This is a genomic window from Cohnella kolymensis (assembly GCF_000829465.1).
Taxonomy (GTDB): Bacteria; Bacillota; Bacilli; order Paenibacillales; family Paenibacillaceae; genus Cohnella; species Cohnella kolymensis.
In genome coordinates this window covers 44,420-67,678 of record NZ_JXAL01000004.1, presented here as the reverse complement: position 1 = coordinate 67,678, position 23,259 = coordinate 44,420, and the positions used below count along the sequence as shown (strand labels likewise).

The following is a 23,259-nucleotide window of genomic DNA, read 5'->3' as shown; positions in this document are numbered from 1 at the left end:
TGCGGAAAGGTGTGAGCATGAATGTCGACGTCAAGGGATGAAGCTAGACAAACCGCAATCCGGATGCTTGAACAGATCGGCGTCATACTGACCGAGGACGAGAAAGCAAGAGTAGAGGTCGCAGACATGGGCTTAGGAGAATTGTTCAAAAGCGGGCTGCAATTGATCACCTACGTCAACACCGCCCGGTATTGCGCCAAAGATCTTATGCTGCTGCCACACCAGACTTGTCCCGAGCACAAACATCCGCCGCTTGCACCGGATAACCCGGGCAAAATGGAAACTTTCCGCTGCCGCTCGGGCCTTGTCAGATTATACGTTGAAGGAGAACCCTCCGCTTCTCCGAAAGGCCGGCCTCCGGAAGGAAGCGAGCGCTATTATACCGTGTTCCACGAAATCGAATTGAAGCCGGGGGAGCAGTACACGATTCCGCCGAATACGCTGCATTGGTTCCAAGCCGGTGAGAACGGGGCCGTCATTTCAGAATTTTCGAGCACAAGCCATGACGAATCCGATATTTTCACGGATCCCCGCATTCGCCGTGTTCCGGACTAATCGATGAAACGGCGACCATTGGAACTCATAAACGGTGTTTTTTATACCGGCAGCGAAGTCATCCGGAACGGGCGCATGCGAGTCGATGCAGACGGCAGGATCGCATATATCGGGTCCAGAGAAGGCAGCGACCCGGATAACCGTGATGCGCCAGTTGTGGATTTGGCCGGCAGAACGGTTGTGCCCGGGTTTATCGATGTTCATATACATGGTGGAGGCGGATGGGATCTGCTTCGCGGTAATCCCGAGGATTTCGAAGGGACCGCCCGCTTTCATGCCGCTCACGGCACAACCGCATTTCTCGCGACAATCGGACCCAATACGGAAGCAGAGACGGTGCGGATTGTTGACAATGCCCGGAAAGCTCAGTCGAAGGGGATCGAAGCCGGGGCTGAAGTGATCGGCGTGCATTTGGAAGGCCCGTTTCTCAATCCGCTTCGAAAAGGGGCAATGAACGAGTCCATGTTCCGTCCTCCGGATATACGAGAAATGGACCGTTACATTGAGGCGTCCGGCAACACGATCCGGCTGATCACGACGGCTCCGGAGCTGCCCGGCGGCGAAGCTTTCGTCCGCGGGCTTGTCGACCGAGGCATCCGGGTATCCGTCGGCCATTCAGACGCCTCTTACGAGCAGATGGCCGACGCGGTACGCTGGGGAGCGAGCCATACGACGCATCATTTCAACGGGATGCGCCCGTTTCATCATCGCGACCCCGGCACGGCCGGAGCGGGTCTGATGATGCCGGAGCTAACCACCGAGCTGATCGCCGACGGTGTTCACGTTCATCCGGCTGCGGTGCGCTTTCTGTTCGACGTCAAAGGCGAGTATAAAGTCTGTGCGGTCACTGACGCCATTGCCTATGCCGGCATGCCGGACGGGGAGTACGGACATTCCGTCGTCACCGGCGGCGAAGTTTACCTCAAAGGCACGAACACACTGGCAGGCAGCTCCCTGACGATGCTGAAAGCTCTTCATCTTGTTATGCAGTACACAGGACGACCGTTGGAACGGGTGCTTCCGTCTTTTACGGCGGTACCGGCAAGGCAGGCAGGCGTCGATGACCGCAAGGGGACGCTTGAACCGGGGAAGGATGCCGATTTTCTCATTTTGGGCGAAGGTCTCGAGCTTCTCGGGACTTACGTGCGAGGCATTTGCGCGGCTGGGGCTTGATGAACAAGAGGCTGCCTGAGAAGGCAGTCTCTTCTCCTGCACTACGGCTGTGCGGGCTGGGACAGGCTCTTCATTTGCTTTGCGGAAAATGGTAAGCTGTTGGGCAGAGAGCATAGGGTAGAGGAGGAAACGTTACAACATGAACTCGCGGAAGCTGCCTGTCGAATCGTCCTTGCCGGAGCTGAAGGCAGCCTTATCGAGCGGGAGAAATGCGGTGCTGGTCGCGGAACCGGGTGCAGGCAAAACGACACGTGTGCCGCTCGCATTATTGAATGAGCCTTGGCTGTCCGGCCGCAAGATTATTATGCTTGAACCAAGGCGCCTGGCCGCTCGCGCCGCCGCCAACCATATGGCCGGCATGCTTGGTGAAAAGGCCGGTGAAACGGTCGGCTACCGGGTAAGAATGGATACGAAAGCGGGGCCGTCCACTCGCATTGAAGTCGTCACGGAAGGTGTGCTGACGAGAATGCTGCAGTCGGACCCGGCACTCGAGCAAGCAGGGCTTGTCATCTTTGACGAGTTCCATGAGCGCAGCCTGCAAGCCGACCTCGGCTTGGCGCTTTGCCTGCAGTCGCGCGCCTTATTGCGGGAGGATCTGCGCCTGTTGGTCATGAGTGCGACGTTGGACGCGGGGCCGGTGTCTGCTCTGATCGGCGATGCGCCTGTTGTCCGAAGTGAAGGCTGGGTGTTTCCGGTTCAGACGGTATATCGTCCTCGCACGTCCGGCCAATACCTGGATCATGCAGTGGCGGAAGCAATCACAGCGGCGATGAACAGCCATGAAGGCGATGTGCTTGTGTTTTTGCCCGGGATGGCGGAAATTCGAGCCGTAGAGAGGAAGCTTAAAGCTCAGCTGCCGCCGGCGACGGATATTCGTCCTCTTCACGGAAGCTTACCCTCCGAAGCGCAGGATGCAGCTCTCGCACCGGCGCCGCCCGGCCGGCGAAAAGTCGTGCTGGCCACTTCCGTAGCGGAAACGAGCTTAACCGTGGAAGGCGTTACTGTCGTCATCGACAGCGGCTTGATGCGTGTTTCCCGGTTTTCTCCGCGCACGGGAATGTCCCGTCTCGAGACGGTGCCCGTGTCGGCAGCTTCCGCGGACCAGCGGAGGGGCAGGGCTGGCAGATTGAAGCCGGGCACTTGTTACCGGCTGTGGAGTCAGGAAGAGCAGCACCGGCTGACGCCGCGCAGCAGTCCGGAAATGATGGAGGCCGATTTGGCGCCGCTTTTATTGGAACTGACGGTGTGGGGGGTAACGGATCCCTTGGAGCTGGATTGGCTGGACGCACCTCCCGCTGCCGGCATTCAGCAAGCCCGTGAACTGTTGGTGCGGCTGGGTGCGCTTGCGGATCACGGAGCGATTACGCCGCACGGCAAGGAAATGGCGGAGCACGGTCTGCACCCCCGTTTGTCGCACATGCTGCTTCGGGCAATTCCACTCGGCTTAGGCGGGCTCGCCTGTGATTTGGCTGTCGTGCTGGAGAACAGGGAGTTTGTGCGCTCGGCGCCGGGTTCCGGCGCTCCGAGTCCGGATCTTCGAGCGCGGCTGGAAGCTCTTTACGGCGCAGCTGATGTTAACGTGGACGAAGGCGCGCGCCGCCGTATGACGCAAGAAGCCGCCCGGCTTAAACGGGAAATGGGTGTGAAAGCGGAGGAGCAATCCGATGTCGAGCAATGCGGCTTACTGCTCGCGTTTGCTTACCCGGATCGAATCGGCCGCCGACGGGACAATGGGAAGTATTTGCTTAGCGGCGGGAGAGGGGCAAGATTTGACGAGAACCAGCCGCTTGCCCGGGAGGAATGGGTGGTCGCTGCGGATTTGGACGACACCGGCACCGATAGCCGGATTCGCTTGGCCGCGCCCGTTTCATTCGAAGCTTTGTCAGCGAATTTCAAGGATGAGATGACGGCTGAACCCGATATTTATTGGGATGCTGAAGCTCAAGCGGTGAGAGGCCGTCTGCGGAGACGACTGGGCGCTATTGTGCTAGAGGAGGCGCCGATGACAAGCCCGCCCGCAGACCGGATGCGCGCTGCGCTTTTGGAGGGTATACGCAGGGAAGGGATGGACATCTTGCCTTGGAGCCGCGCCGCCAGACAGCTGCAGGAGCGGATCATTTTTCTGAGAAACTACGATTCTTCCTGGCCGGATGTCACCGATGGAGCTTTGAACCGCTCGTTAAGCGAGTGGCTGACGCCTTACATCGACGGATGCAAGAGCCGATCCGACTTACAGCGGCTGAATATGAAAGAAACTTTGGAGTCGACGCTTACTTGGGAGCAGCGGCGTGAACTGGACAGCAGCGCACCTACGCATTGGACGGTGCCGAGCGGGTCCCGGCTGCCCATCGATTACAGCGATCCGGAATCGCCTGTTCTGGCTGTCCGCCTTCAGGAGCTGTTCGGGCTGCCGTCGACTCCCCGTATTGCCGGAGACAAGGTTGCTCTCACTTTGCATCTGCTGTCTCCCGCCCAGCGACCTGTACAAGTGACCCGCGATCTCGCAAGCTTTTGGAGTCACACTTATTTTGAAGTCCGCAAAGATTTGAAAGGCCGCTACCCCAAGCACTACTGGCCTGACGATCCGCTGCAGGCGCAGCCGACCCGGCGGGCCAAACCCCTAGGCAAATAGAGATCAACGGAAGGGGTAAAGGTTTGCGCCTTTATCGTTCAACATTTTCTGAATTCGATGTATGTGATAAAAATCGGGAACCGATGCCATTTCAGCAAATGTAACCTGATGTTTATTCGCGTAAGCGGCCGCAACGCCGGCAGCCTCCGCCACCGCCATTCCGATAGGTATCGTTCTGGCGCTCCCGTGAGCCAAAGAATCGTAGCTCGCACTGCGCGAGGCGATGAGCAGATTGGTGACATCCGGAGCAACGATGCAGCGAAACGGTATGGCATACTGACGAGGTTTGCCGAGCATCAGATCGGATTCGCGGTTATTCCTTCTCTGGATATCGACCGGGTACGAGCCGAAAGCGATGCGATCCTCAAAATCACGGTTGTGAAGCACATCCTGAATGGTTAGACGATATAATCCTTTCAGATGGCGCGTCTCCCGTATGTACAATTCAGGCGCGGTCGATACCAGCTCAGCCTGATCAAATCCAGGCAATCGCCGCATGTAATCGATCATTGCCGGCAGCTCTTGCTTGGCTCGTCTGCGCCCGAGTGCTGCAGAAGTTGGATCCGTGCCCTTAACGCCGAATATTTGCAGCCCGTTCACAAGCACGTTTCCATTCGACTGCTTTCCCAAATTCAAAGCTCTTGCGCCGATGTACGCATTGGCCGCCCTGTAAGCCGCCATTTCCGGGAAGCCCCACGCAGAATGAGCATCGATATCGGTCGCGGGATTCCCGTCATTGCGCAGGTGAATGGCCGCCTTGTGCCAATTCACGCCGCGCAGCTCAAAAATAAGGGTGGCGCACATCGTGTCCGCTGCCCCTCGAAAATCTTCCTGGCCGTAAGTAAAAGGCACTCCTAGCCTCGCAGCATAGTCTGCATCAGGCGTGCTGTCGATAAGCTGCCTTAAGGCTGCGAGCCTCTGTTTTCCGCTCGAATCGGTATAGGCGAGCTGCCGCACGAGCCCTTGATCTTTTGTTAAATCTATGGATTTCACACCGAGGTGTACTTTCAGTCGAGACTCATTCTTTACAAGCTGGCGCAGCACCCGCGACGCGTCCTCAATGTCAAAAGAGGTTTTACGATGCACGCCGTTAAAAAACTCCTCGAAAATGCCTTTCGTTAAAGTCGTCTTGCGATCAGGCGCATAGCTGATATCCAGCGTATTCAGCTTGGAACGTGTAAAAACACCGCCGAGGTGTGCGTGCGTATCGAGCAGAAGCGTATGTTGGCCTTCCCTTGCCGCGGCAATCGCAGCCGCGATAGCTTCGGGTTCGCTTCCCAGCACAACGACGTCATATTTGGGCTGACCGAGAAAGGGAGAAATCACCGCTGCAATACCGGCTGCAATGATTACTGCTGCAAGCAGCCGCTTTTTCTTGACCATTGTTGGAAATCCTTTTTGGTAAAAGGTTGTCAAATGCAAGCGGATATTATTCTTTTACCGCAACCGGGCTGTGAGGGACTGCAGATCGCGGTGCAGGAATCGGAGACGGTTTAGCGAAAAAGGTACAATCGGGAGAAATGGAGGGGACATTCAAAAATGGTCAAAGTTTTACTGTTCGGAGCATTGTGGTGGTTATTCGGCAACCCGTTCGTAGCGATACTGGTGCTGCTGATTGTCCTATACATGCTGGAACGCCGGTTTATCGGCTTGTCGCCGAGCATTGTTCGTCCTTTTCGCAGGAGAAGCGCAATAGCCAAATGGAAGCGGCAGCTGCAAATGAGTCCTCATGACGTATCCTCCAAATCGGAGCTGGCGCGTCTGCTGATCGAAAGTAAAAAATATCGCCAAGCGCGTGAAATCCTGCTCGGCATTCAGAATCAAATGGATCACTCTGCAGAGTATTGGAGCGACCTGGGCGCTTGCGATCTCGCGCTTGGTCATTTGGAGGACGGGGAGCGTGAGATGCTCAATGCGATATCGATCAGTCCGAGAGTGAAGTACGGACAGCCGTATTTGCGATTGGCGGAATCTTTCGCGAAAAAGGATCCGGCCAAAGCGCTGGCTTACTTGCAGCGATTTAAAGAGGTCAATTCTTCTTCCGTCGAGGCCTATTACCGATTAGGATTGGCGTACTCGGCGATGGGAAATCGTGAAGAGGCGGCTGCCGCTTTCCATGAAGCACGTAAGCTCTATCGTGCGCTTCCGCGTTATATGAAACGCCATGAACGCAAGTGGGCCATACGCAGCTTATGGCGCGGCCGCTCTTAAGCCCCGTTTTCGTGTGTCAACCGAAAGGGCTTTCCCGCAACGGCCGGCATCGACCTACAGGAAAGCCCGATCAGGGATTAAATTGAATTAGTCCGCAACGGACTCCGACTCGGAGGATTCCGTTTCATCGGCTGCAACTTCAGCCAGAGCAGGCTCGTCCGCTTCCGCTTGCGCTTCGGCAGAAACTTCCGCTTCTTCAACAGCTTCAGCTTCAGCCTCAACCGGCTCAGCTTCGACAGCTGCGATTTCAGCAGCTTCTTCTGCTTCAGCCGTTACCTCTTCAGCGGATTTTTCAATAGCATCTTCCTGAGCTTCCGCGTTAACTTCCACTTCTTCCGCTGCTGCTACCTCAGCGTTCTCTTCCGAACCTTCGAGCGCAATTACTTCTTCCGAATTCAACTCCATTTAGATTACCCTCCCGAGAAGTGTTTAGGGATATTGTCAGTCCCCTCGAATCAAAGTTATATCTAAAGTAAAAATATGGCAACGGTGTTATTTTGAAGGAAAAAGACGGGTTTGATCGAAAGCGGGACAAGTCGAGTCTAATCCGTAAATAACGACAAAGGTTCCTATGAGGAAAATTCGGGGAATACGCGGAAGTATAGAAAAATCCAACAGCATACGCGTTTGACAACCGCCGTAAGTTCCCGTATATTGTTCGGCAAAGCATGATCTAAGCAGGGCCGCTTGCATTCGGAGGTTTAAAGATATGAGTCGTGACGGGAGAAATCGGCAAAATAGCCAAGGACGCAGCAGGGGGAATGTTCCGCCGGGCCAAAAGGGAGGGAAACCTCACAGTCATCAAAATCAACGCGGAGACACAAACCCCGGAACGGTATTGAAGATGGGCCGCGTGAGAGGCGAATGGATGGAAATTCGTTTGCCCGATCAGCTGCTCGGGGCTCCGATGGGGAAGATCACGAAACAGCTGCCGCTGGCTCCGAAGCTCCTTTCGAAGCTGATGCACAATCGCGGTTTGCTGCTCCAAGGACCGAACTTGAGGCTGCATCTGTTTCCGCGGGAACAGAGAGATTTTCCCCCGGACTGGATGGAGCTGAACATTCTGTATGAGGACGAGTTCACGCTGATCGTCAATAAGCCGGCGGGCATCGAGGTGCACCCCAGTGAAAAAGGTCAGCGCCGGACGCTTGCTCATGCGGTAGCCGCCTACTATGAAATGACCGGACAGGATGTGAGGGTACGCCACATTCATCGGATCGACAAGGAAACGACGGGTCCGGTGCTTTATGCCAAGAACGAATTCGCGCACTATCAATACGACAAGGCCATGCGGGAGAAAAAGATCGAGAGACTCTACGTGGCATTGGCGGAAGGAATGTTAGAACAGAATAAAGGGACGATCAACAAGCCGATCGGGCAGGACCGCCATCATTCCACCCGCAGGAGGGTAAGTGAAACCGGTGATGCTGCGGTGACCCATTATGAAGTTATTGAACGGCTGCCTAATCATACGCTCGTACATCTTCGTCTGGAAACCGGCCGCACACACCAGATTCGCGTACATATGGCGTCAATCGGCCACCCGCTGGCCGGGGACGGTCTTTACGGAGGATCGCGGGGTGTCATTTCCCGCCAAGCTTTGCATGGCCAAAAGTTGCTGTGGAGCCATCCCTGGACAGGAGAGAAGCAGCAGGTTACGGCTCCTCTTCCGGATGACATCAGTCAGGCGCTGAACAGGCTGCGCCATAGATAGCATCTCGGCGGCCTTTTGCCGATATCCCATTCGCTCAGAATTGCAAGCTTCAGCCGTATCTGAGCCGAGGGGATACCGGCAAAAGAGCTCGCATACCTGCTGTCAAACAGGACGGGCATGCGCATAAAAGCAAAAAAAACCTTTCATTTAGAGCCTGGAGGCAGCTAAATGAAAGGTTTTTTTCAGATGGATCAAGCTCTGCGGCATAACGCTTCCGTCATCAGATAGGAGAGAGTGGATTCCGCACCGCAGTTCCGGTTCGCACCGTTCTTGCGCAGGCCGTCACAGCAGCTGCCGTCCGTGGGATCCGCCATCGGCACTTGCAGGTCATTGTCTCCGTAGAACCAATTTCGGCAAAGATCCCGCATCGCACGATAATGAGAGTGATTCGTTAATTCCGTGCGCTTGTTTACCCCAGCCTTATTACTTGCGGCACTGACAACCGACTGCTTGCCGGCTGTGCCGATCGAGCTGGTTACCAGTTGGGAAGAATCCTTCTCTTCCGGAAGGGAAACTGCAGCAGCAGCCTCTTCCAAAGCAAGCGCCAGCTTGAACATTTCGAGCGGCTGCTGGTCCCAGCGGCTTACGGAGTCCGCACTGCCCCAGCCTTGATTGCCGATCGGGCGAAGCCAGCCTTCTTCGGCAGTCATGACTTCGAGCAGGAACGACAAGCTTTGCAGCCCGATATCCAATGTGTCCGGCCGGCGGGTATACCGGTAGGTTCTAAGCATAGCCCATGAAAATATTCCGTTGCTGTAAGTCATGCCGGGCTCGAACCAATGCCAATTGTCATCCGAGAAGTGTCGGAATGCGCCGGTGAACATCGCTTCCAATCGTTCCAAGTTGAGCTTCAGCTCATTCTTCACAGCTTCCTGAAGTTCAATAACACCTGTGTCTGCCGCTTCCAGCAAATGAGCGCATGTTGCCATAGCCCAAGCTTGGCCCCGTTGGGACTCGATCTGAGTTAACGTCGGTATCGCGCGCTCGCACAAATGTTGTGCGGTCATGAGCTGGGGACCATCCAACCGGATCCAAGCATCCGCGCAAGCCCAAATGGCGCGGCCTTGGCAATCGTCCGAAGGCGGCAAGTCTTCAGGCGACCGGTCGTACGCGATATTATTGTGCCACCAGCCGTTCTCGGGCTGCGTCCACAGTAAGAACGCCAAATAAATATCCGCCATGCGCGTAAGTTCATCGCGGTCCTCTTCCGATAACGTATTCCGGTCAAGGGAAAGCCATTCGGTAACGGTCCACAGAGCTCGGCAATTATCGTCTACACAGTAGCCTTCGACACGCCTCGGAGTACGGCCGAGCGCGTGTTCCAAAAGTCCGGTATCATCCGTCATGCGGCGCAGATGAGCGAATGAAGGGGGGCTCTCCGGACGCTGCGCATAATTAGCCGACATCGGCGATAGTGCCCCTTTGATGGAATGCAATTTGCTGAAATAGCCGCAGATGTTGCGCCCCCACTTGCGGCCAGTGCATGCTTCGCCCTATTTCCGCCATGTTTCTTTCCCATTCGGCGAGCATTCCCGGATAGGTGAACAATTCGATAAGCTTCGCACTCCAAGCGTCCGCATCGCCATATGGCAACAGCATTTCTTCGTTGTCTTGCAGCAAGTCTTTCGCGTAAACATACGGAGTTGAAAGGATCGGCCGTCCGAGACCCGCCGCATAAGCGAGCGTGCCGCTTGTAATCTGTCCCATACCCGGATAAGGGGTAACATACAGATCGCTGGCGGCGATCAGAGAGACCAGCTCATCTTCAGGCACATAACGGTCGATCCATTGCACGTGATGATCCAGGCCGAACTCCTTAACCATCGCCATGAGCTCCTCGCGATACGATTCGCCTTCCTGCTTGCGCACCTCGGGATGCGTTTGACCGGCGACCACATATAGCAGTTCGGGAACGGCCTGAACGGCGGATGCAAGCGATTTGAGAATGAGTTCTATTCCTTTGCTGCGCCCAAGCAGCCCGAACGTAAACAGCACGTTTCTGTTTTCCCATCCTTCCCGGCGGCGCACATTATCGCGGTCCGAGCTGTTGGGCACCGGTGTGCCGTGAGGAATAAAGGAGATTTTCTCTAAAGGAACGCCGAAATTGCCGTTCAGATAACCGAGTCCTTTTCGGTTCATGACAAGCAGGTGATCGCTGAGCCGGGCAATTTCCTTCTGAATCGAGGCGTACGGCTCCACAGGGTGCTCGAATACGGTGTGGAATGTCGTGACGATCGGCTTCGTAACGCGGCGCATGAATTCAATAATATGAGAGCCGGCATCCCCGCCGAAGATTCCGAATTCGTGCTGCAGGGAAACGATATCTACCGAGCTTTGGTTAATGGTGTCAGCCAGCCTCTTATAATCTTCTATATCCTGTTTGAGAAGAGGCATCATCCAAGGCTCGCGATAATCCATGCGTTCTTCCGGATTGCACATGGTGATTACCGGATCCTGGGGCCGATTTCCTTTGGCGTGGCTGATGGCTTCTCTCAAATGTTGGGTATAGGTTGCAAGTCCGCATTTTTTAGGAACAAAGGTGCTTAGATAAGCGATTTGAGGCAGTCGACTCATCGGTGCTGCACCTCCAGCGTCCGGTTACATACCGCTTCGTGCAGAATATGCGGTCCCACCCGCATGCCGGATCCGAAGATGCATTCGTTAAGCTGCGCTCCCGCGCGGATTTTGCAGCGATCCCAGAGAATGGAGTTGGACAAACGGACTTGATTGCCTATCCGGGTTCCATTGCCGACTACAGCATAAGGTCCGACAATGGCGCGATCGCCGATCGTGACATCGTCGCCGATCATAACGGGAGGGACGAAGAGCACACCTTGTCCGACACGGACATTTTCTCCAAGCCAGATTCCCTTATCTTCCATTTCTTTACCGTCAATCCTGACGGGAAAGCGTCGGTCAAGCAAATCCCAGTGCAGCTGGCGATAACGTTCTTTGGTACCCATATCCATCCAATAACCGCCGATCGGGTGGCCATAGACTCCGCTGCCGTTCTCGATCAGCAAAGGGAATGTCTCTTTCTCGATGGATACCGGCTTACCTGCAGGAACGAAGTCAAGCGCTCTGCGTTCCATGATATAAATACCGGCGTTGATCCGGTTGGACGGCGCCTCTTCTTTTTTCGGCTTTTCGACGAAATTGACGATTTGGCCGCCATCGGTTTGTTCCACAACCCCGTAATGCGAAGGATCGTCCACTTCAGTCAAGCATATCGTTACGGCTCCGCCATGACTTTCGTGAAATTTCATGGCCGAAGCGAGGTCGATTTGATGGATGATATCCGCATTCACAACGATGAAGCGGTCCGACAGAAACTCTTCCGCGTTTTTGATTGCGCCGGCAGTGCCGAGCAATTCCTTCTCAACCGCATAATCAATGCGTACGCCATATTTGGAACCGTCGCCGAGATGACTCTCGATCAGCTCACGGTAGTGTTTGACGGCGATGACGAATTCGTTCACGCCTTGTTCTTTATAATGTAGGAGCAAGTGCTCCAACCATGGGCGGTTACCCACCAATGCCATCGGTTTCGGAAGATGCTCCGTCAACGGGCGTAGTCTGGTACCTAAACCTCCGGCAAGGATAATGCTTTCATGAATGGATCAACCTCCGTTCGAATTAGGTGTTAACCGCAGGGTCAACTGACTACCTTTTAACCGCAAAACTCTATGTTTCAATCACCCGGGGTTTAAAAAAACGACGCTCCCCTATGCGAAAAGCACAGGGAAGCGTCTCGATCTTGCAATACTTTTTTGGTTTCCGGAAAGAGGAAGGTGAGCCTTGTCTCTTTCCCAAATTCAGCAATTACTTCGTTGTCATAGAGGAAGAGGAGACATAGACAGTACCATTGCCTGCTTTCCGCCGTCAGACTCTGCTGCGGCGTCCGGTAAACAGTGAAACGATAAAGAGAATAAGGAAGACGAAGAATAAAATTTTAGCGATACCCGCTGCGGCACTAACAATACCGCCGAAACCAAAAATCGCAGCTATAATAGCGACTACTAGAAACACAAGAGCCCAGTGTAGCATGGTAATTCCTCCTTTGATTTGGATCGGCCGCACCAATTGCGCTGACCTGAATTCCGTGATGGTGATTGCTTACCCGCTATTTTCGACAGTGAATCTTTCCCGGCAAATTGTTTCGCAGCACTGTGCCGGCGGGTAACGTATCGATACACGTAACGATTAACGTGTTATGAATAGGAGGGCTGCACTTGGATAACAACGATGTCGTCACATGGAGTATTGCAATTGCAGCGGTAGCGTTCGTGGTGTTGTGCGCATTTTTGATTTCACTTCTTAGGACCGCGCAGCGCTCTCTGGTCACCGCGCAATCCGCAATGCAGGAAGTGAAGGAAACGGTAGAAGGATTACAAGGTGAAGTGAAGAAGCTGGCGGAAACGGTTAATTTCGTAGCGACTGATATAACCGGCAAGCTGCGCAGAACGGATCCGTTATTCGAAGTTGTGCAGGACGTAGGTCAGATTCTGAGCCAGGTAACGGGAACGGCTCGTGTCGCAACCCACAACATCTCGCAAGCTGTCCGCCAGAAGGCTGCCGCCATCGATACGAACTCAAAGGAATCGCCTTCTTGGGTGAAGTGGGCCGCGCTAGGGTCCCGGGTCGCAATGGGCTTCAAGTATGGATGGAAGCAGGCCGAACAGCCGAATCGGCCGATTTGGAAACAGACGGAGCGGCCCGAAACCTACGAGCACGGTGAGATCTGATGTGGCTCACAGTGATGATAGTATTGGCGGCCATCTTTAATGTAGCGACGCCTGCAAAAGCGGCCGAACCGCCCGCTGCCGTCCAACAGTGGAAGTTGGACGGGATCCAGCTGGGCGATAAGGCCTCCCGCGTGAAAGGTGCCTGGGGCAATCCTTTCAAAGTCGCGGAAGACAACCTGACGGGCTGCAAAGTCTGGAAGTACCGGGAAGGCAAAAGTGTCGGAATGTGCGACGGAGTCGTATCCTTCGTGCAGGTGACCGCTGAGGCCGGATCCGCCGTCATTAACAGGAAATCCGTTCCTATGGTACAATCCAAATTAAAGCAGGCGCTTGGGAAACCCGCGTTCGTCGCCGACGACGGCTGGGGTGTATTAAAAGGCGAGGAAGCGCTGAAGGTGTTCGTTGATAACCGAGGGAAGCTCCTCTCCATAGAACTGTTCGCAGACCCTTGCGGCGTTTAATGTTGTTAACAAATCACCGTTTCAATAGAAGCCTTTGAGGTTATATAGAGAGATAGACAAAGAGAATAGGAGGAGAGAACGCGTGAAAGCTTATGCGAAACTCGTCAACAATGGCTTGGAGGCGGTCGGAGTCGTTAACGATCTGCACCGCCAAGGCTATTCGGAGAAAGAGATTTATGTATTGGCGCATGAGAAAGATCGGGAGAACCGGCTAACCGACGTCACCGACGCAAATACGGTCGGCATGTCGGAAGAAGGGATGTTCGATACGATCGCCAATCTCTTCCGGACTCGCGGAGACGCTCTTCGGAGCAAAATCGAATCCATGGGATTCGATCGGCATGAAGCAAGCATGTACGAAGAGGAATTGGATAGCGGCAAAGTATTGGTAATGGCCCGGCATTGAACCGGGAGCATACGGGAATAAGGAATGAGGGCACAGCTGTGCCGCTCATTCCTTATTCGCGTTTGTTGCCGGCGTTGTCTGCACACTCAATTATGAGGGGACGAAGAAAATAAATGAATGTTTTGATCGTAGATGATAACGCCATGAATGTAATGGTCATTCAAGAAATGTTGAAGAGAGCGGGTTATAACGACATCAGCATCGCGTATTCCGCCGAACAGATGTTTGAACAGCTGAAGTCCGGAGCTAACGGTATAGCCGACCCTGGAGTGGATCTCATTTTGCTCGATATGATGATGCCTGCAATGGATGGAATTGAGGCTTGCCGCAGGCTGCAAGCGGATAGTTTATATAAAGATATACCCGTGATTATGGTCACGGCGATCGGGGACTCCCGTAAGCTCGCGGAAGCGCTGGATGCGGGCGCCATCGATTTCGTGACGAAGCCGATTAACAAAACGGAGCTGCTTGCGCGGATCCGCTCGGCCCTCAGACTGAAGCGAGAGCTGGACTGGCATAAGGAGCGGGACCACCGCGTCCGCGAAGAGCTGCGGCTCGCACGGCAGGTGCAGGAATCCGTGTTGCCTGACGGAGTCGATGAATCCAATGTAAGGGCGAGGGCTTTTTTCAAAGCTTCCGAGGAATTGGCGGGAGATTTGTACGCATGGCACAGAATCGACCAGAACCGTTGGGCGTTCGCGGTGATCGATGCGATGGGGCATGGAATCTCGTCTTCTTTGGTGAGCATGTTTATCGCATCCATTCTCAAGGAGTCGATGCGGACATTATGGTCGCCGGAACGGGTTTTCCGGGAGCTCAACCGCCGTCTGATGGGTCTTCAGATTGAAGACGAGCTTATTCATTATTATTGCACCGGTATTTATGTGACGATGGATTTGAAGCGCGGTAAGCTGGAATATGCGAACGCCGGGCATCCTCCGGGTTTGCTGTATCGGGGAGGTCAGCTGCCGCCCGAGAAGCTGCCGGCAAGCTCCGCTCCGCTCGGGATGTTCGACACCTTGGAGGTCGTCTCGCGGACAATCAATTTTGCGCCGGGTGACCAGCTATACTTGTATACGGACGGGATTCTGGGACCCTTCCACGGGGAAGACGAGGCCCAGATCGAGCAATTGACCGCATTCCTGCATCAAGCGCAAGCAGACGAAGACAGCGTGGAACAGCTGATCGACTGCAAGCCTTTGGACGGCCGTTCGGATGACCGCTGTCTCGTACGTGTAGAAGTGCTGCCGGGGGAGAATGCGTAAATGAAAATAAAAACAAAGCTCATCATCGGCTTCGCTTTACTTCTCGGATTAATGGTAGGCATCACATCTTTCGGTTATGAAAGATTAACCCAAATGAACGATACGATGAATCATTTCTATGAGAATCGCTTCGAAAAAGTCAGAGCGGCCGTTGCTGTCCGAGCGGAAGTCAATTCTTCCGCCCGCATAATCAGCGACATGCTCCTTCATGAAAAGGACCCGAAACAGGGGGTCGCAGAAATTACGCAGAGGCTCACCCGTGCCTCAGAGCAATACAAAGCGCTGGGCAGCCAGCGAATGGAGCCTGCCGAGCAGCAGATCTATGACGGAGTAATAAAGATCGGCGACGACTACGGTCAATCGCTTCGGAATTTCGTCCAACTGGTGAATGCAGGTAAATTGGACGAGGCAGGAACGCTTTACTCCAATGCGCTGCGCGCGGATCAGCAAGCGGTTATCGACTCTATGGACGGATTGGTTAAATTTCAGCAGACCGCGCTAAGTCAAGAGATGACGGATGCGAAAGCCCTGTACGACAGATCCGTGCAAATGGTGGCGATGCTGACGCTGGCAGGTTTGCTGCTCGGACTGCTCATTGTGCTCTGGGTGTTCCCGAGCATCAACAAAGGTCTCAGCCTGCTGAGCCGAATGGCGGAACTATTCAGTAAAGGCCGCTTGCGGGGCTTTGCCAAATACGATATCAAATCCCAAGACGAGCTTGGCGTTCTGGCAAGTTTATTCAAGCAGATTGCGCTTGACATGCAAGCGAAGAATGAACGGGAATCCATGTTGTACGCTGCGCAGCAAAGGCAAAGCAGGATCGATGCGCAAATGGCCCGGGTTACCGAATTGCTGACGTCGGATATGAAAAGCCTCGCGCAATCTTTCGTTACGGAATTCTCACCGGTTCTCGGCGCTTCTTATGCCGCGGTCTATTTAGTGCGGGACTCCAAGGAACGGCGATTGGAGCTGTGCGGCAGCTATGCCGGTTTCGGGCAGGACGGCGGCGATCCTGAAACGCAGAATTCCATTCGTTACGGAGAGGGACTCGTCGGTCAGTGCGCAATAACAGGAAAATCAATCGTCGTTGAAGATGTGCCGGAAGGGTATATCAAAATTTCTTCAGGCCTCGGAGCCTCCGATCCTAAACAGATTATCGTTCAACCGATCCTCTTCGACGATGAAGTGATGGGTGTTGTGGAACTTGCCTCCATCAAAAGCTTTCATAAAGACGACCTGGATCTGCTTGAGTCGCTGAGCGGGAAATTCGCCACGATGGTTAATAACCTCCGTTCCCGCCAGCGGGTTGAGGAGCTGCTCCGCGAATCCCAAGCGATGACGGAAGAGCTGCAGGCCCAATCTGAGGAACTGATTACTCAGCAGGAAGAACTGAGGCAGACGAATGATAAGCTGGAAGGCCAAACAAACAGCTTGAAGCATTCGGAACAAAGGCTGCAGGTGCAGCAGGAAGAGCTTGAGCACGCCAATCAGGAACTCAAAATCAAAACGTTGGCGCTGGAGGAGCAGATCAACCGGGTCGAATCGCAGAACCGGCAAATTGCGCAAGCGAACACGCAGCTCGAGAAGCAGGCGTTGCAGCTCGCGATGACGAGCAAATATAAATCCGAATTCCTGGCCAATATGTCGCATGAATTAAGGACACCGCTTAACAGCCTGCTTATTCTTTCCGAGTTTCTCGCCGAGAACAAGGAAGGCAATTTGACTGACAAGCAGCGGGAGTACATGCGGACCATTCATTATTCAGGCAATGATTTGCTCAAGATGATCGATGAGATTCTGGACTTGTCAAAAGTGGATGCGGGAAAAATGGACATCCATCCTGAATGGATGGCGATCGGAGATATTAAGGCATTTTTGGAGCATATGTATGCGCCGGTCGCCGCTCAGAAACAATTATCCTTCTCGATTGAGGTCGATGACGAAATCCCGGATGTCGTCTGGACGGACGGACACCGGTTGAAACAGATTTTAAGGAATCTGTTGTCCAATGCCGTCAAATTTACTCACTCGGGTTCCGTACAACTGTTTTTGAGGCGCCCGAACGAACAGGAATTGCAATCGTCTTTGCGCCAAGAAGGAGTGCCTTATGTCGCATTTGCCGTCAAGGATACAGGCATCGGCATTGCTCCGGACAAAAGCGAGCTTATCTTTGAAGCGTTCCGCCAGGCTGACGGAACAACGAGCCGTAAATACGGCGGAACCGGCTTGGGCCTCACGATCAGCCGGGAGCTGGCCCGCCTGATGGGCGGCTGGATTCACTTGGAGACGGTGACAGGCCAAGGAAGTACGTTTACTTTGGTTCTTCCGGAGCGCATGGCGGACCGTCCGGTACTGCCTGAGGACAATACACCGGAAACGGGCTTCGACCAGGCTGCCGCCTCGTCAGAAGCCGCATTCGGCTTGAACTCGATGCCGTTTATCTATAAACCGGATCGTGCCCAGCCGGGAACGGCGGAAGAGAACACATCGGCGGAAAACCGGCCGCAGGACGACCGCGCACGGTTGGCCGACGGCGACCAGGTGCTGCTCATCGTCGAAGATGATGTCAATTTTGCCAAGGTGCTGCTCGAGATGGCTCATTCCCGCGGATTTAAAGCCGTCGTCGCTCTTCAGGGAGATGAAGGCTTGAATCTGGCGAGATCGCTGAAGCCGCAAGGGATTATACTCGACATCCAGCTTCCCGTCACGGACGGCTGGTCCGTTCTGAACGAATTGAAGACCGACCCCGACACCCGCCATATTCCGGTGCATGTGATCTCCGTAACCGAAGAAAGCCCCCAAGGACTGCGAATGGGTGCCATTGATCATCTGCAGAAGCCGGCTACCGGTGAACAATTGGAAAAGGTGTTTGAGAATATCAGCGCAGTATTGGAGCGCGTTCCCAAGCATCTGCTGTTAGTAGAACATGACGAGGAGCAGCGCCGGGGCCTAAGCGAATTGATCGGCCATGATGACGTTGCGGTCACGGCCGCAGCGGATGCGGATTCAGCGTGGAGCAAGCTGCAGGAAAAAGTTTTCGATTGCATCGTCCTGGATGCGAGCCTGCCGGAAGGCTCGGGGCTTGCGTTCCTCGAACAAATTCAGCGGTCCGCAGAGTTTCGGCGAATACCGATTATTTTGCTTGGCGGGAACGATGGCGCGGAAGACGATGCGACCATGCGTAAGTACCGTCAACTTGCCAGCAGAATTGTGCTCAAGGATGTCAAATCGCCCGAACGGCTGCTTGAGGAGACCGCATTGTTCCTGCACCGCGTGGAGGCGGATCTTCCGGAAGGGCAGCGTAACATGCTTAGGAAGCTGCATAGGCCGGAAGCCGCGTTCGATAACAAAAAAAATACTGCTCGTAGATGATGACGTACGCAATGTGTTTGCTTTGTCCAGTGTGCTTGAGCATCGGCAAATGACCGTCGTGTATGCCGAGAACGGTGTGGAGGCTTTAAAAAGGCTTGAAGCGGAGCCTGACATCGATTTGGTGCTGATGGATATCATGATGCCGGAAATGGATGGTTATGAAGCGATGAGACGGATGCGGGATCATTCGGAGTGGAGCAAAATTCCCGTGATCGCTTTGACTGCCAAAGCTATGAAAGACGATCGCAACAAATGTATTGAAGCAGGAGCGTCGGATTATATCACAAAGCCGGTTAACACCGATCAACTATTGTCCTTAATGAGAGTGTGGCTTTATAGATGAGCAATAACGAACTCATGGACGGCGAACTGGAGAAAATCGAAATCGCACTTCTTCTTGAAGGAATATACCGCAGGTACGGCTATGACTTTCGCAACTATTCGTACGCCTCTATCCGGCGCAGGATATGGCATCGGATTCATCTGGAAGGCGCGGCCAATGTTTCATCTTTGCAGGAACGGGTAATGCATGATTTTGAGGCCTTTCAAAGGCTGCTGAACGATCTGGTCATTCCAGTCACCGAGATGTTCCGCGACCCTGAAATGTACCTCGCGTTGCGAAGGGATGTCCTTCCGGCTTTGCGCATGCTGCCGTATATCCGTATTTGGCATGCCGGCTGCTCGACAGGTGAAGAAGCGTACTCTATGTCCATCCTGCTTCATGAAGAGGGGCTGCTCGAAAAATCCCGAATCTATGCTACGGATATCAACGAGGCGGCATTGAAGCGCGCGAACGAAAGAACCATACCCATTGACAGAATGAAGCTATATACCAAAAATTATCAAGCGGCCGGCGGGCAGCACACATTTTCGGATTACTATGTCTCGGACCACGGAATTGTGATGTTAAAGCCGTTTTTAAGCCGGAACATTGTGTTCGCACGTCACAATCTGGTGACGGATCGTTCCTTTAATGAATTCCATGTCATCATGTGCCGCAATGTGATGATTTATTTCAATAATGAGCTGCGGGAACAGGTGCATCAGCTGTTCTATGACAGCCTGTCGCCGAAAGGTTATCTGATCCTGGGCGGCAAAGAATCGTTATCTTTTACGCCGATGGCGGACCGTTACGAAACGTTGAACGACCAGCATCGGATATTCCGTAAAGCCCGATAGAATAAGAGAGGAGGGGACGGGGTGCGGGATGGCAAGCCAGTGTCGCTATTGATTGTTGACGATCATGCCGAAAATTTGCTTGTTTTGGAGGCCTCTCTGTCAGGTGAAGGCTATCGCCTGGTTCGGGCCGATTCGGGAGAAGCGGCCTTGCGTCATTTGCTGCGCGAAGAATTTGCGGTCATCGTTCTGGATGTCCAGATGCCCGGCATGGACGGATTCGAGACGGCAAGACTGATCAAAGCTCGGGAAAAAACAAAAGACACCCCGATCCTCTTTATCTCTGCGACGAGCCGCGAAGCGGTGCACCAATTCGAAGGATATTCCGCAGGCGCTATCGATTATCTCGTGAAACCGGTGTCGACCACCATTCTAAAAGCGAAAATCGCTGCCTTTGTCAGACTCTATGAAAGCAATCGCGAATTGGAATCGCAGCGGAATATGATGCATCGTCAGAAGACCGAGCTGGAAGCGGTCAACAAAGAGCTGCTTCGCGTAACCTATGATCTTTCTACGGAAGAAGCCAAGTCGCGGATGATATTCGATACCTCGATCGACGGTATGTTCCTATTTGGCGGTGACGATATCATACGCTCGGTGAATCCCGCGATGGAGCGGCTGTTCGGTTATCCGGCCGAGCAATTGGTCGGCGCAAGCGCGGAAATTGTGCTGCCCAACATAGCCGAAATGCGCAGGCCCGCGCCCGTTGCCAACGGGGCGGCCGGGTGGGAGACGCGTTATCTGACCGGACTTGTAAGTGAAATGATAGCTCTCCGCCGGGACGGTGCGGCTTTTGAGGCGGAAATTCAATTGGGGGAAGCCGTCATTAATCAGGACAGACTGTTTGCTTGTACGGTCCGGGATATTACGGAGCGTAAAGGCACGCTCCGCCAGCTGACGGAGGCCAAAAATGCCGCTGAACGCGCTTCCCGGGCGAAGAGTGAATTTCTGGCCGTGATGAGCCACGAAATTCGCACGCCTATGAACGGTCTGATCGGGATCAGCGATTTGCTGCTGGAGACGCAGCTGGCTGAAGAACAAGCCGATTTCGCGCGAGCGATAAGGGAAAATTCGGACCGCCTGCTGTCCGTTATGAACGATATATTGGAATTCACCCAATTGGAGTCCGACCGTTTGGAATTGGATGAAATGCCGTTCAGTGTCCGTGAAGCGGTGAGTGACGCGATGGGCTTGTTCGAAGAGGAAGCGGGTCGCAAATCCCTGAAGTTCTCGCTGCAATTGGATCAGAAGGTTCCGGAACTTGTCGTGGGCGACTCGCTGCGATATCGCAAAATTCTTGCGCGGTTGATTGGCAATGCCGTCAAGTTTACCGAGAAAGGCGGCGTACACGTCCTTGTACGCTGCTATTCCGATCAGGCCGGGCGGTTGACGTTGGAAACTTCGGTGAAGGACACGGGAATCGGTATACCGGAAGAGAAAAAAGATTTGCTGTTCCTGCCGTTTTCCCAGATGGACTCGTCCATGACCCGGAAGTATGGGGGGATCGGCTTGGGCCTGGCAGTGAGCCAGGCGCTGGCCAAAGCAATGGGAGGCTCGATCCGTTTGGAGGATGACCACGGCAACGGATCTCATTTCATATGCTCCGTCAACGTCGCGCCCTTTGAGTGGCCGGCAAATCTGCCTGCGTCTGAACAAGTATTCGAACCGGGTTGATGTGAAACACCGGCCGGGTGCCGGGTTCATATATTCCAGCCGCGGGTATAGCTAATGGAAGACTTGAACAAGGCTATACGTGAAAGGGGATCGACATGTCGGTCATTATAGGTATTTTTGACAAGGAAGAGCGAGTGATGGACGCCGTTCGCATGCTCTGCGAAGCGGGCATCGAGCAGGAGGAATTGCGAATTATTCTGGGTAATCTGGAAGAAGCCCCTCTGCTGTCAACGCAGAGGGATGTTCCAATAGAGGAATTGAATGCGATTAAGACAACCGGGGATAGAAAAGGCATCGACGCTGTGCCGGCCGCCGCTTTCCCGTTCGCCTCGACCTTTACCGGCGGAAACGGACAAGCAGGGAGCGGGGCAGCGGCGGCAGCATTTGTGCAAGTGACCCATGACACTTATGATGACGATACGACAGAAGCGGTTCTTGAAGACATCCGAATCCCTGCGCAGCTCGCAGAAATCGGTGACGACGCGGTGAAAGCGGGCCAGTACTTGCTTCTGTGCCGCTCCGTGTCGGAACGAATACTGAAGCTTTGCTGCATCATGCGGGAGCCAGGCAAGTCATCGCTTAAACGGATCCGCATCATTATCCCGACCCTGATTACAGCGGCCGGGATTTTTCTTTGATCAGCTGAGGGCGCCCAGCTTCAGGCGATCGGGCCGGACCAAGGCTGCAGCGGGGTTGTCGACACCGAGCAGCCGATCCCGGATAATGTGTGCGCCCAGCATGCTGTATATCGTTCCGTTGCCCCCATAACCCAAGCAATAATGCTGGTTACGCCTGTCGGGATCTTCTCCGAGCCATGGCAGCCCGTCAGCGGACTCGCCGAATGTGGCGCACCATTGATAGCGAATCTGCGGGGAGAAGCTCGGAAACAAAGCGTGCAGGTCGGCGAGCAGCCGCATTGAACGATTGTGCAGGTGATCTTCGGACAGGAGCGGTTCACGCAAGTCTTCGTCCAGCCCCCCGGCGACGATACGATTATCGTGTGTCGTGCGGATATACAAGTAAGGGCGGGCCGTTTCCCAAAGCATGAAGCGCTCGTGCCACTCGGACAAGGAGTCGATCGGATCCGTCACGATTACGTAAGAACGAGTCAATTTGGGACGTATCCAGCGGCCGCCGGCAGTTTCCGGCACATAACCCGTTGCGTAGATGACATGTTCCGTTTCAATCTGGCCCTGCTGCGTAACGACCCGGTATCCCGTCGCCGACGGCTCCACCGAGAGCATGGAAGTATTCTCGTATATTCGAAGTCCGTGCTGACAAGCGTCTTCCGCCATCGCATGCACGAATCGGAAAGGATTTACTTCAGCGTCTCCGCGTGTAACGATTGCGCCGGCGCGGCTGAACGGGAAATGAGCTTTGATCTTGCTCTCATCCCACCATTCCGCGTCAAATCCATGTGTGTGAAGCATTTCATATTCCCGCCGCAGCATATCCAGATCATCGGGCGTGGTTGTGTAATACAAGCTGCAGCGGCGTTTGAACTGCACGTCCCTGTTTAAGTTCTCCGCTATATCGGCCAGACGCTCTGCGGCGTGTTTACAGGCTCTATAGAAGCTTACCGCGTCCGCTTCCCCCAATTGTTCGGCCATGTCGGTCAACGTCAGATCGTTCGAGTATTGAAGCAGGCCGGTATTCGCTAAAGTACTGCCGGAAGCGATTCTTCCCTGATCGATCAAGACGGCCGGAATGCCGCTGCGGGACAGCATGTATCCGCATGCCGCACCTGACATTCCCCCGCCGATAATCACGGTATGAGTCGTTATAGTGCCGCGCAGCGCGGGGTAACGGCGGATTGGTGGGTAGTGGGCCAGTACAGCGTTCCGAAATGCAAGGTCATGGTGTGTCCTCCGGGCG

At 54.2% G+C, this 23,259-nt stretch carries 19 protein-coding genes and 1 pseudogene; 13 read left to right on the top strand and 7 right to left on the bottom strand.

Going from position 1 to position 23,259, the window contains the following annotated elements:
• The first annotated feature begins 21 nt into the window (after positions 1-21).
• The 3 genes from SD71_RS05540 to hrpB all read left to right on the top strand — a co-directional run bounded on the left by SD71_RS05540 (position 22) and on the right by hrpB (position 4,360).
• Positions 22-555, top strand: a complete 534-nt coding sequence (locus SD71_RS05540; RefSeq protein ID WP_041060746.1) for a D-lyxose/D-mannose family sugar isomerase — start codon at positions 22-24, stop codon at positions 553-555.
• Positions 556-573: 18 nt separating this feature from the next.
• A complete protein-coding gene (gene nagA / locus SD71_RS05535; RefSeq protein ID WP_052475997.1) occupies positions 574-1,728 on the top strand; it encodes an N-acetylglucosamine-6-phosphate deacetylase in 1,155 nt (384 codons plus the stop codon).
• Positions 1,729-1,867: 139 nt separating this feature from the next.
• Positions 1,868-4,360: an ATP-dependent helicase HrpB gene (gene hrpB / locus SD71_RS05530; protein WP_041060743.1), complete on the top strand. Its 2,493-nt coding sequence runs from the start codon at positions 1,868-1,870 to the stop codon at positions 4,358-4,360.
• 3 nt (positions 4,361-4,363) lie between these two features.
• On the opposite strand, the gene SD71_RS05525 is transcribed toward hrpB, so the two are convergent.
• Positions 4,364-5,743 (bottom strand): FAD-dependent oxidoreductase, encoded by a 1,380-nt coding sequence (locus SD71_RS05525; RefSeq protein ID WP_052475996.1) that lies wholly within the window; start codon positions 5,741-5,743, stop codon positions 4,364-4,366.
• A gap of 156 nt (positions 5,744-5,899) precedes the next feature.
• Here SD71_RS05525 and SD71_RS05520 point away from each other — a divergent pair, with 156 nt between their 5' ends.
• The gene (locus SD71_RS05520) at positions 5,900-6,571 is read left to right on the top strand and encodes a tetratricopeptide repeat protein (RefSeq protein WP_041060740.1); all 672 of its coding nucleotides are present in this window, start codon (positions 5,900-5,902) and stop codon (positions 6,569-6,571) included.
• A gap of 87 nt (positions 6,572-6,658) precedes the next feature.
• On the opposite strand, the gene SD71_RS05515 is transcribed toward SD71_RS05520, so the two are convergent.
• Positions 6,659-6,976, bottom strand: a complete 318-nt coding sequence (locus tag SD71_RS05515) for a hypothetical protein (protein WP_041060737.1) — start codon at positions 6,974-6,976, stop codon at positions 6,659-6,661.
• Positions 6,977-7,439: 463 nt separating this feature from the next.
• Here SD71_RS05515 and SD71_RS05510 point away from each other — a divergent pair, with 463 nt between their 5' ends.
• Positions 7,440-8,285 (top strand): RluA family pseudouridine synthase, encoded by an 846-nt coding sequence (locus SD71_RS05510; protein WP_235427009.1) that lies wholly within the window; start codon positions 7,440-7,442, stop codon positions 8,283-8,285.
• Between the two features lie 191 nt (positions 8,286-8,476).
• Here the strand turns inward: SD71_RS05510 and SD71_RS05505 are convergent, their stop codons facing one another.
• The 4 genes from SD71_RS05505 to SD71_RS22895 all read right to left on the bottom strand — a co-directional run bounded on the left by SD71_RS05505 (position 8,477) and on the right by SD71_RS22895 (position 12,332).
• Entirely contained in the window at positions 8,477-9,691 is a 1,215-nt protein-coding gene (locus SD71_RS05505) for a hypothetical protein (RefSeq protein WP_041060731.1), read from the bottom strand.
• Positions 9,681-10,850, bottom strand: a complete 1,170-nt coding sequence (locus SD71_RS05500; protein ID WP_041060837.1) for a glycosyltransferase family 4 protein — start codon at positions 10,848-10,850, stop codon at positions 9,681-9,683. The genes SD71_RS05505 and SD71_RS05500 overlap by 11 nt, the downstream gene beginning before the upstream one ends.
• Positions 10,851-10,855: 5 nt before the next feature.
• Positions 10,856-11,902 (bottom strand): nucleotidyltransferase family protein, encoded by a 1,047-nt coding sequence (locus tag SD71_RS05495; RefSeq protein WP_041060728.1) that lies wholly within the window; start codon positions 11,900-11,902, stop codon positions 10,856-10,858.
• 265 nt (positions 11,903-12,167) lie between these two features.
• Positions 12,168-12,332, bottom strand: coding sequence for a DUF1328 domain-containing protein (locus SD71_RS22895; protein WP_041060725.1), 165 nt, complete (start codon positions 12,330-12,332; stop codon positions 12,168-12,170).
• Between the two features lie 185 nt (positions 12,333-12,517).
• On the opposite strand from SD71_RS22895, the gene SD71_RS05485 reads away from it, so the two are divergent.
• The 8 genes and pseudogenes from SD71_RS05485 (at position 12,518) to SD71_RS05450 (ending at position 22,022) form a co-directional block, all read left to right on the top strand.
• Complete coding sequence (locus tag SD71_RS05485) at positions 12,518-13,030, top strand: DUF948 domain-containing protein (protein ID WP_041060722.1); 513 nt, start codon at positions 12,518-12,520, stop codon at positions 13,028-13,030.
• Positions 13,030-13,491, top strand: coding sequence for a hypothetical protein (locus SD71_RS05480; RefSeq protein ID WP_041060719.1), 462 nt, complete (start codon positions 13,030-13,032; stop codon positions 13,489-13,491). The genes SD71_RS05485 and SD71_RS05480 overlap by 1 nt, the downstream gene beginning before the upstream one ends.
• A gap of 82 nt (positions 13,492-13,573) precedes the next feature.
• Complete coding sequence (locus SD71_RS05475; RefSeq protein WP_041060716.1) at positions 13,574-13,897, top strand: general stress protein; 324 nt, start codon at positions 13,574-13,576, stop codon at positions 13,895-13,897.
• Positions 13,898-14,010: 113 nt separating this feature from the next.
• Positions 14,011-15,162 carry a PP2C family protein-serine/threonine phosphatase gene (locus SD71_RS05470; protein ID WP_041060713.1) on the top strand — a complete coding sequence of 384 codons (1,152 nt, stop codon included), beginning with the start codon at positions 14,011-14,013 and terminating at the stop codon, positions 15,160-15,162.
• Positions 15,163-18,877, top strand: a pseudogene (locus tag SD71_RS05465) (response regulator).
• Positions 18,874-19,713 carry a CheR family methyltransferase gene (locus SD71_RS05460; protein ID WP_041060710.1) on the top strand — a complete coding sequence of 280 codons (840 nt, stop codon included), beginning with the start codon at positions 18,874-18,876 and terminating at the stop codon, positions 19,711-19,713. Before SD71_RS05465 ends, SD71_RS05460 begins: the two are co-directional and overlap by 4 nt.
• Before the next feature lie 21 nt (positions 19,714-19,734).
• Positions 19,735-21,384 (top strand): response regulator, encoded by a 1,650-nt coding sequence (locus tag SD71_RS05455; RefSeq protein WP_052475995.1) that lies wholly within the window; start codon positions 19,735-19,737, stop codon positions 21,382-21,384.
• Between the two features lie 95 nt (positions 21,385-21,479).
• Complete coding sequence (locus tag SD71_RS05450) at positions 21,480-22,022, top strand: hypothetical protein (RefSeq protein WP_041060706.1); 543 nt, start codon at positions 21,480-21,482, stop codon at positions 22,020-22,022.
• On the opposite strand, the gene SD71_RS05445 is transcribed toward SD71_RS05450, so the two are convergent.
• Positions 22,023-23,135 (bottom strand): NAD(P)/FAD-dependent oxidoreductase, encoded by a 1,113-nt coding sequence (locus SD71_RS05445; protein ID WP_052475994.1) that lies wholly within the window; start codon positions 23,133-23,135, stop codon positions 22,023-22,025.
• Positions 23,136-23,259 lie beyond the last annotated feature (124 nt).

What these genes read in the sequence shown, in the direction of transcription:
- SD71_RS05520 (WP_041060740.1), top strand. Translation starts at nt 5,900, where the DNA reads ATGGTCAAAGTTTTACTGTTCGGAGCATTGTGGTGGTTATTCGGCAAC.
- SD71_RS05515 (WP_041060737.1), bottom strand. Translation starts at nt 6,976, where the DNA reads ATGGAGTTGAATTCGGAAGAAGTAATTGCGCTCGAAGGTTCGGAAGAG.
- SD71_RS05505 (WP_041060731.1), bottom strand. Translation starts at nt 9,691, where the DNA reads ATGTCGGCTAATTATGCGCAGCGTCCGGAGAGCCCCCCTTCATTCGCT.
- SD71_RS05525 (WP_052475996.1), bottom strand. Translation starts at nt 5,743, where the DNA reads ATGGTCAAGAAAAAGCGGCTGCTTGCAGCAGTAATCATTGCAGCCGGT.
- SD71_RS05450 (WP_041060706.1), top strand. Translation starts at nt 21,480, where the DNA reads ATGTCGGTCATTATAGGTATTTTTGACAAGGAAGAGCGAGTGATGGAC.
- SD71_RS05445 (WP_052475994.1), bottom strand. Translation starts at nt 23,135, where the DNA reads ATGTCAGGTGCGGCATGCGGATACATGCTGTCCCGCAGCGGCATTCCG.
- SD71_RS05460 (WP_041060710.1), top strand. Translation starts at nt 18,874, where the DNA reads ATGAGCAATAACGAACTCATGGACGGCGAACTGGAGAAAATCGAAATC.
- SD71_RS05470 (WP_041060713.1), top strand. Translation starts at nt 14,011, where the DNA reads ATGAATGTTTTGATCGTAGATGATAACGCCATGAATGTAATGGTCATT.
- SD71_RS22895 (WP_041060725.1), bottom strand. Translation starts at nt 12,332, where the DNA reads ATGCTACACTGGGCTCTTGTGTTTCTAGTAGTCGCTATTATAGCTGCG.
- hrpB (WP_041060743.1), top strand. Translation starts at nt 1,868, where the DNA reads ATGAACTCGCGGAAGCTGCCTGTCGAATCGTCCTTGCCGGAGCTGAAG.
- SD71_RS05540 (WP_041060746.1), top strand. Translation starts at nt 22, where the DNA reads ATGTCGACGTCAAGGGATGAAGCTAGACAAACCGCAATCCGGATGCTT.
- SD71_RS05510 (WP_235427009.1), top strand. Translation starts at nt 7,440, where the DNA reads ATGGAAATTCGTTTGCCCGATCAGCTGCTCGGGGCTCCGATGGGGAAG.
- SD71_RS05480 (WP_041060719.1), top strand. Translation starts at nt 13,030, where the DNA reads ATGTGGCTCACAGTGATGATAGTATTGGCGGCCATCTTTAATGTAGCG.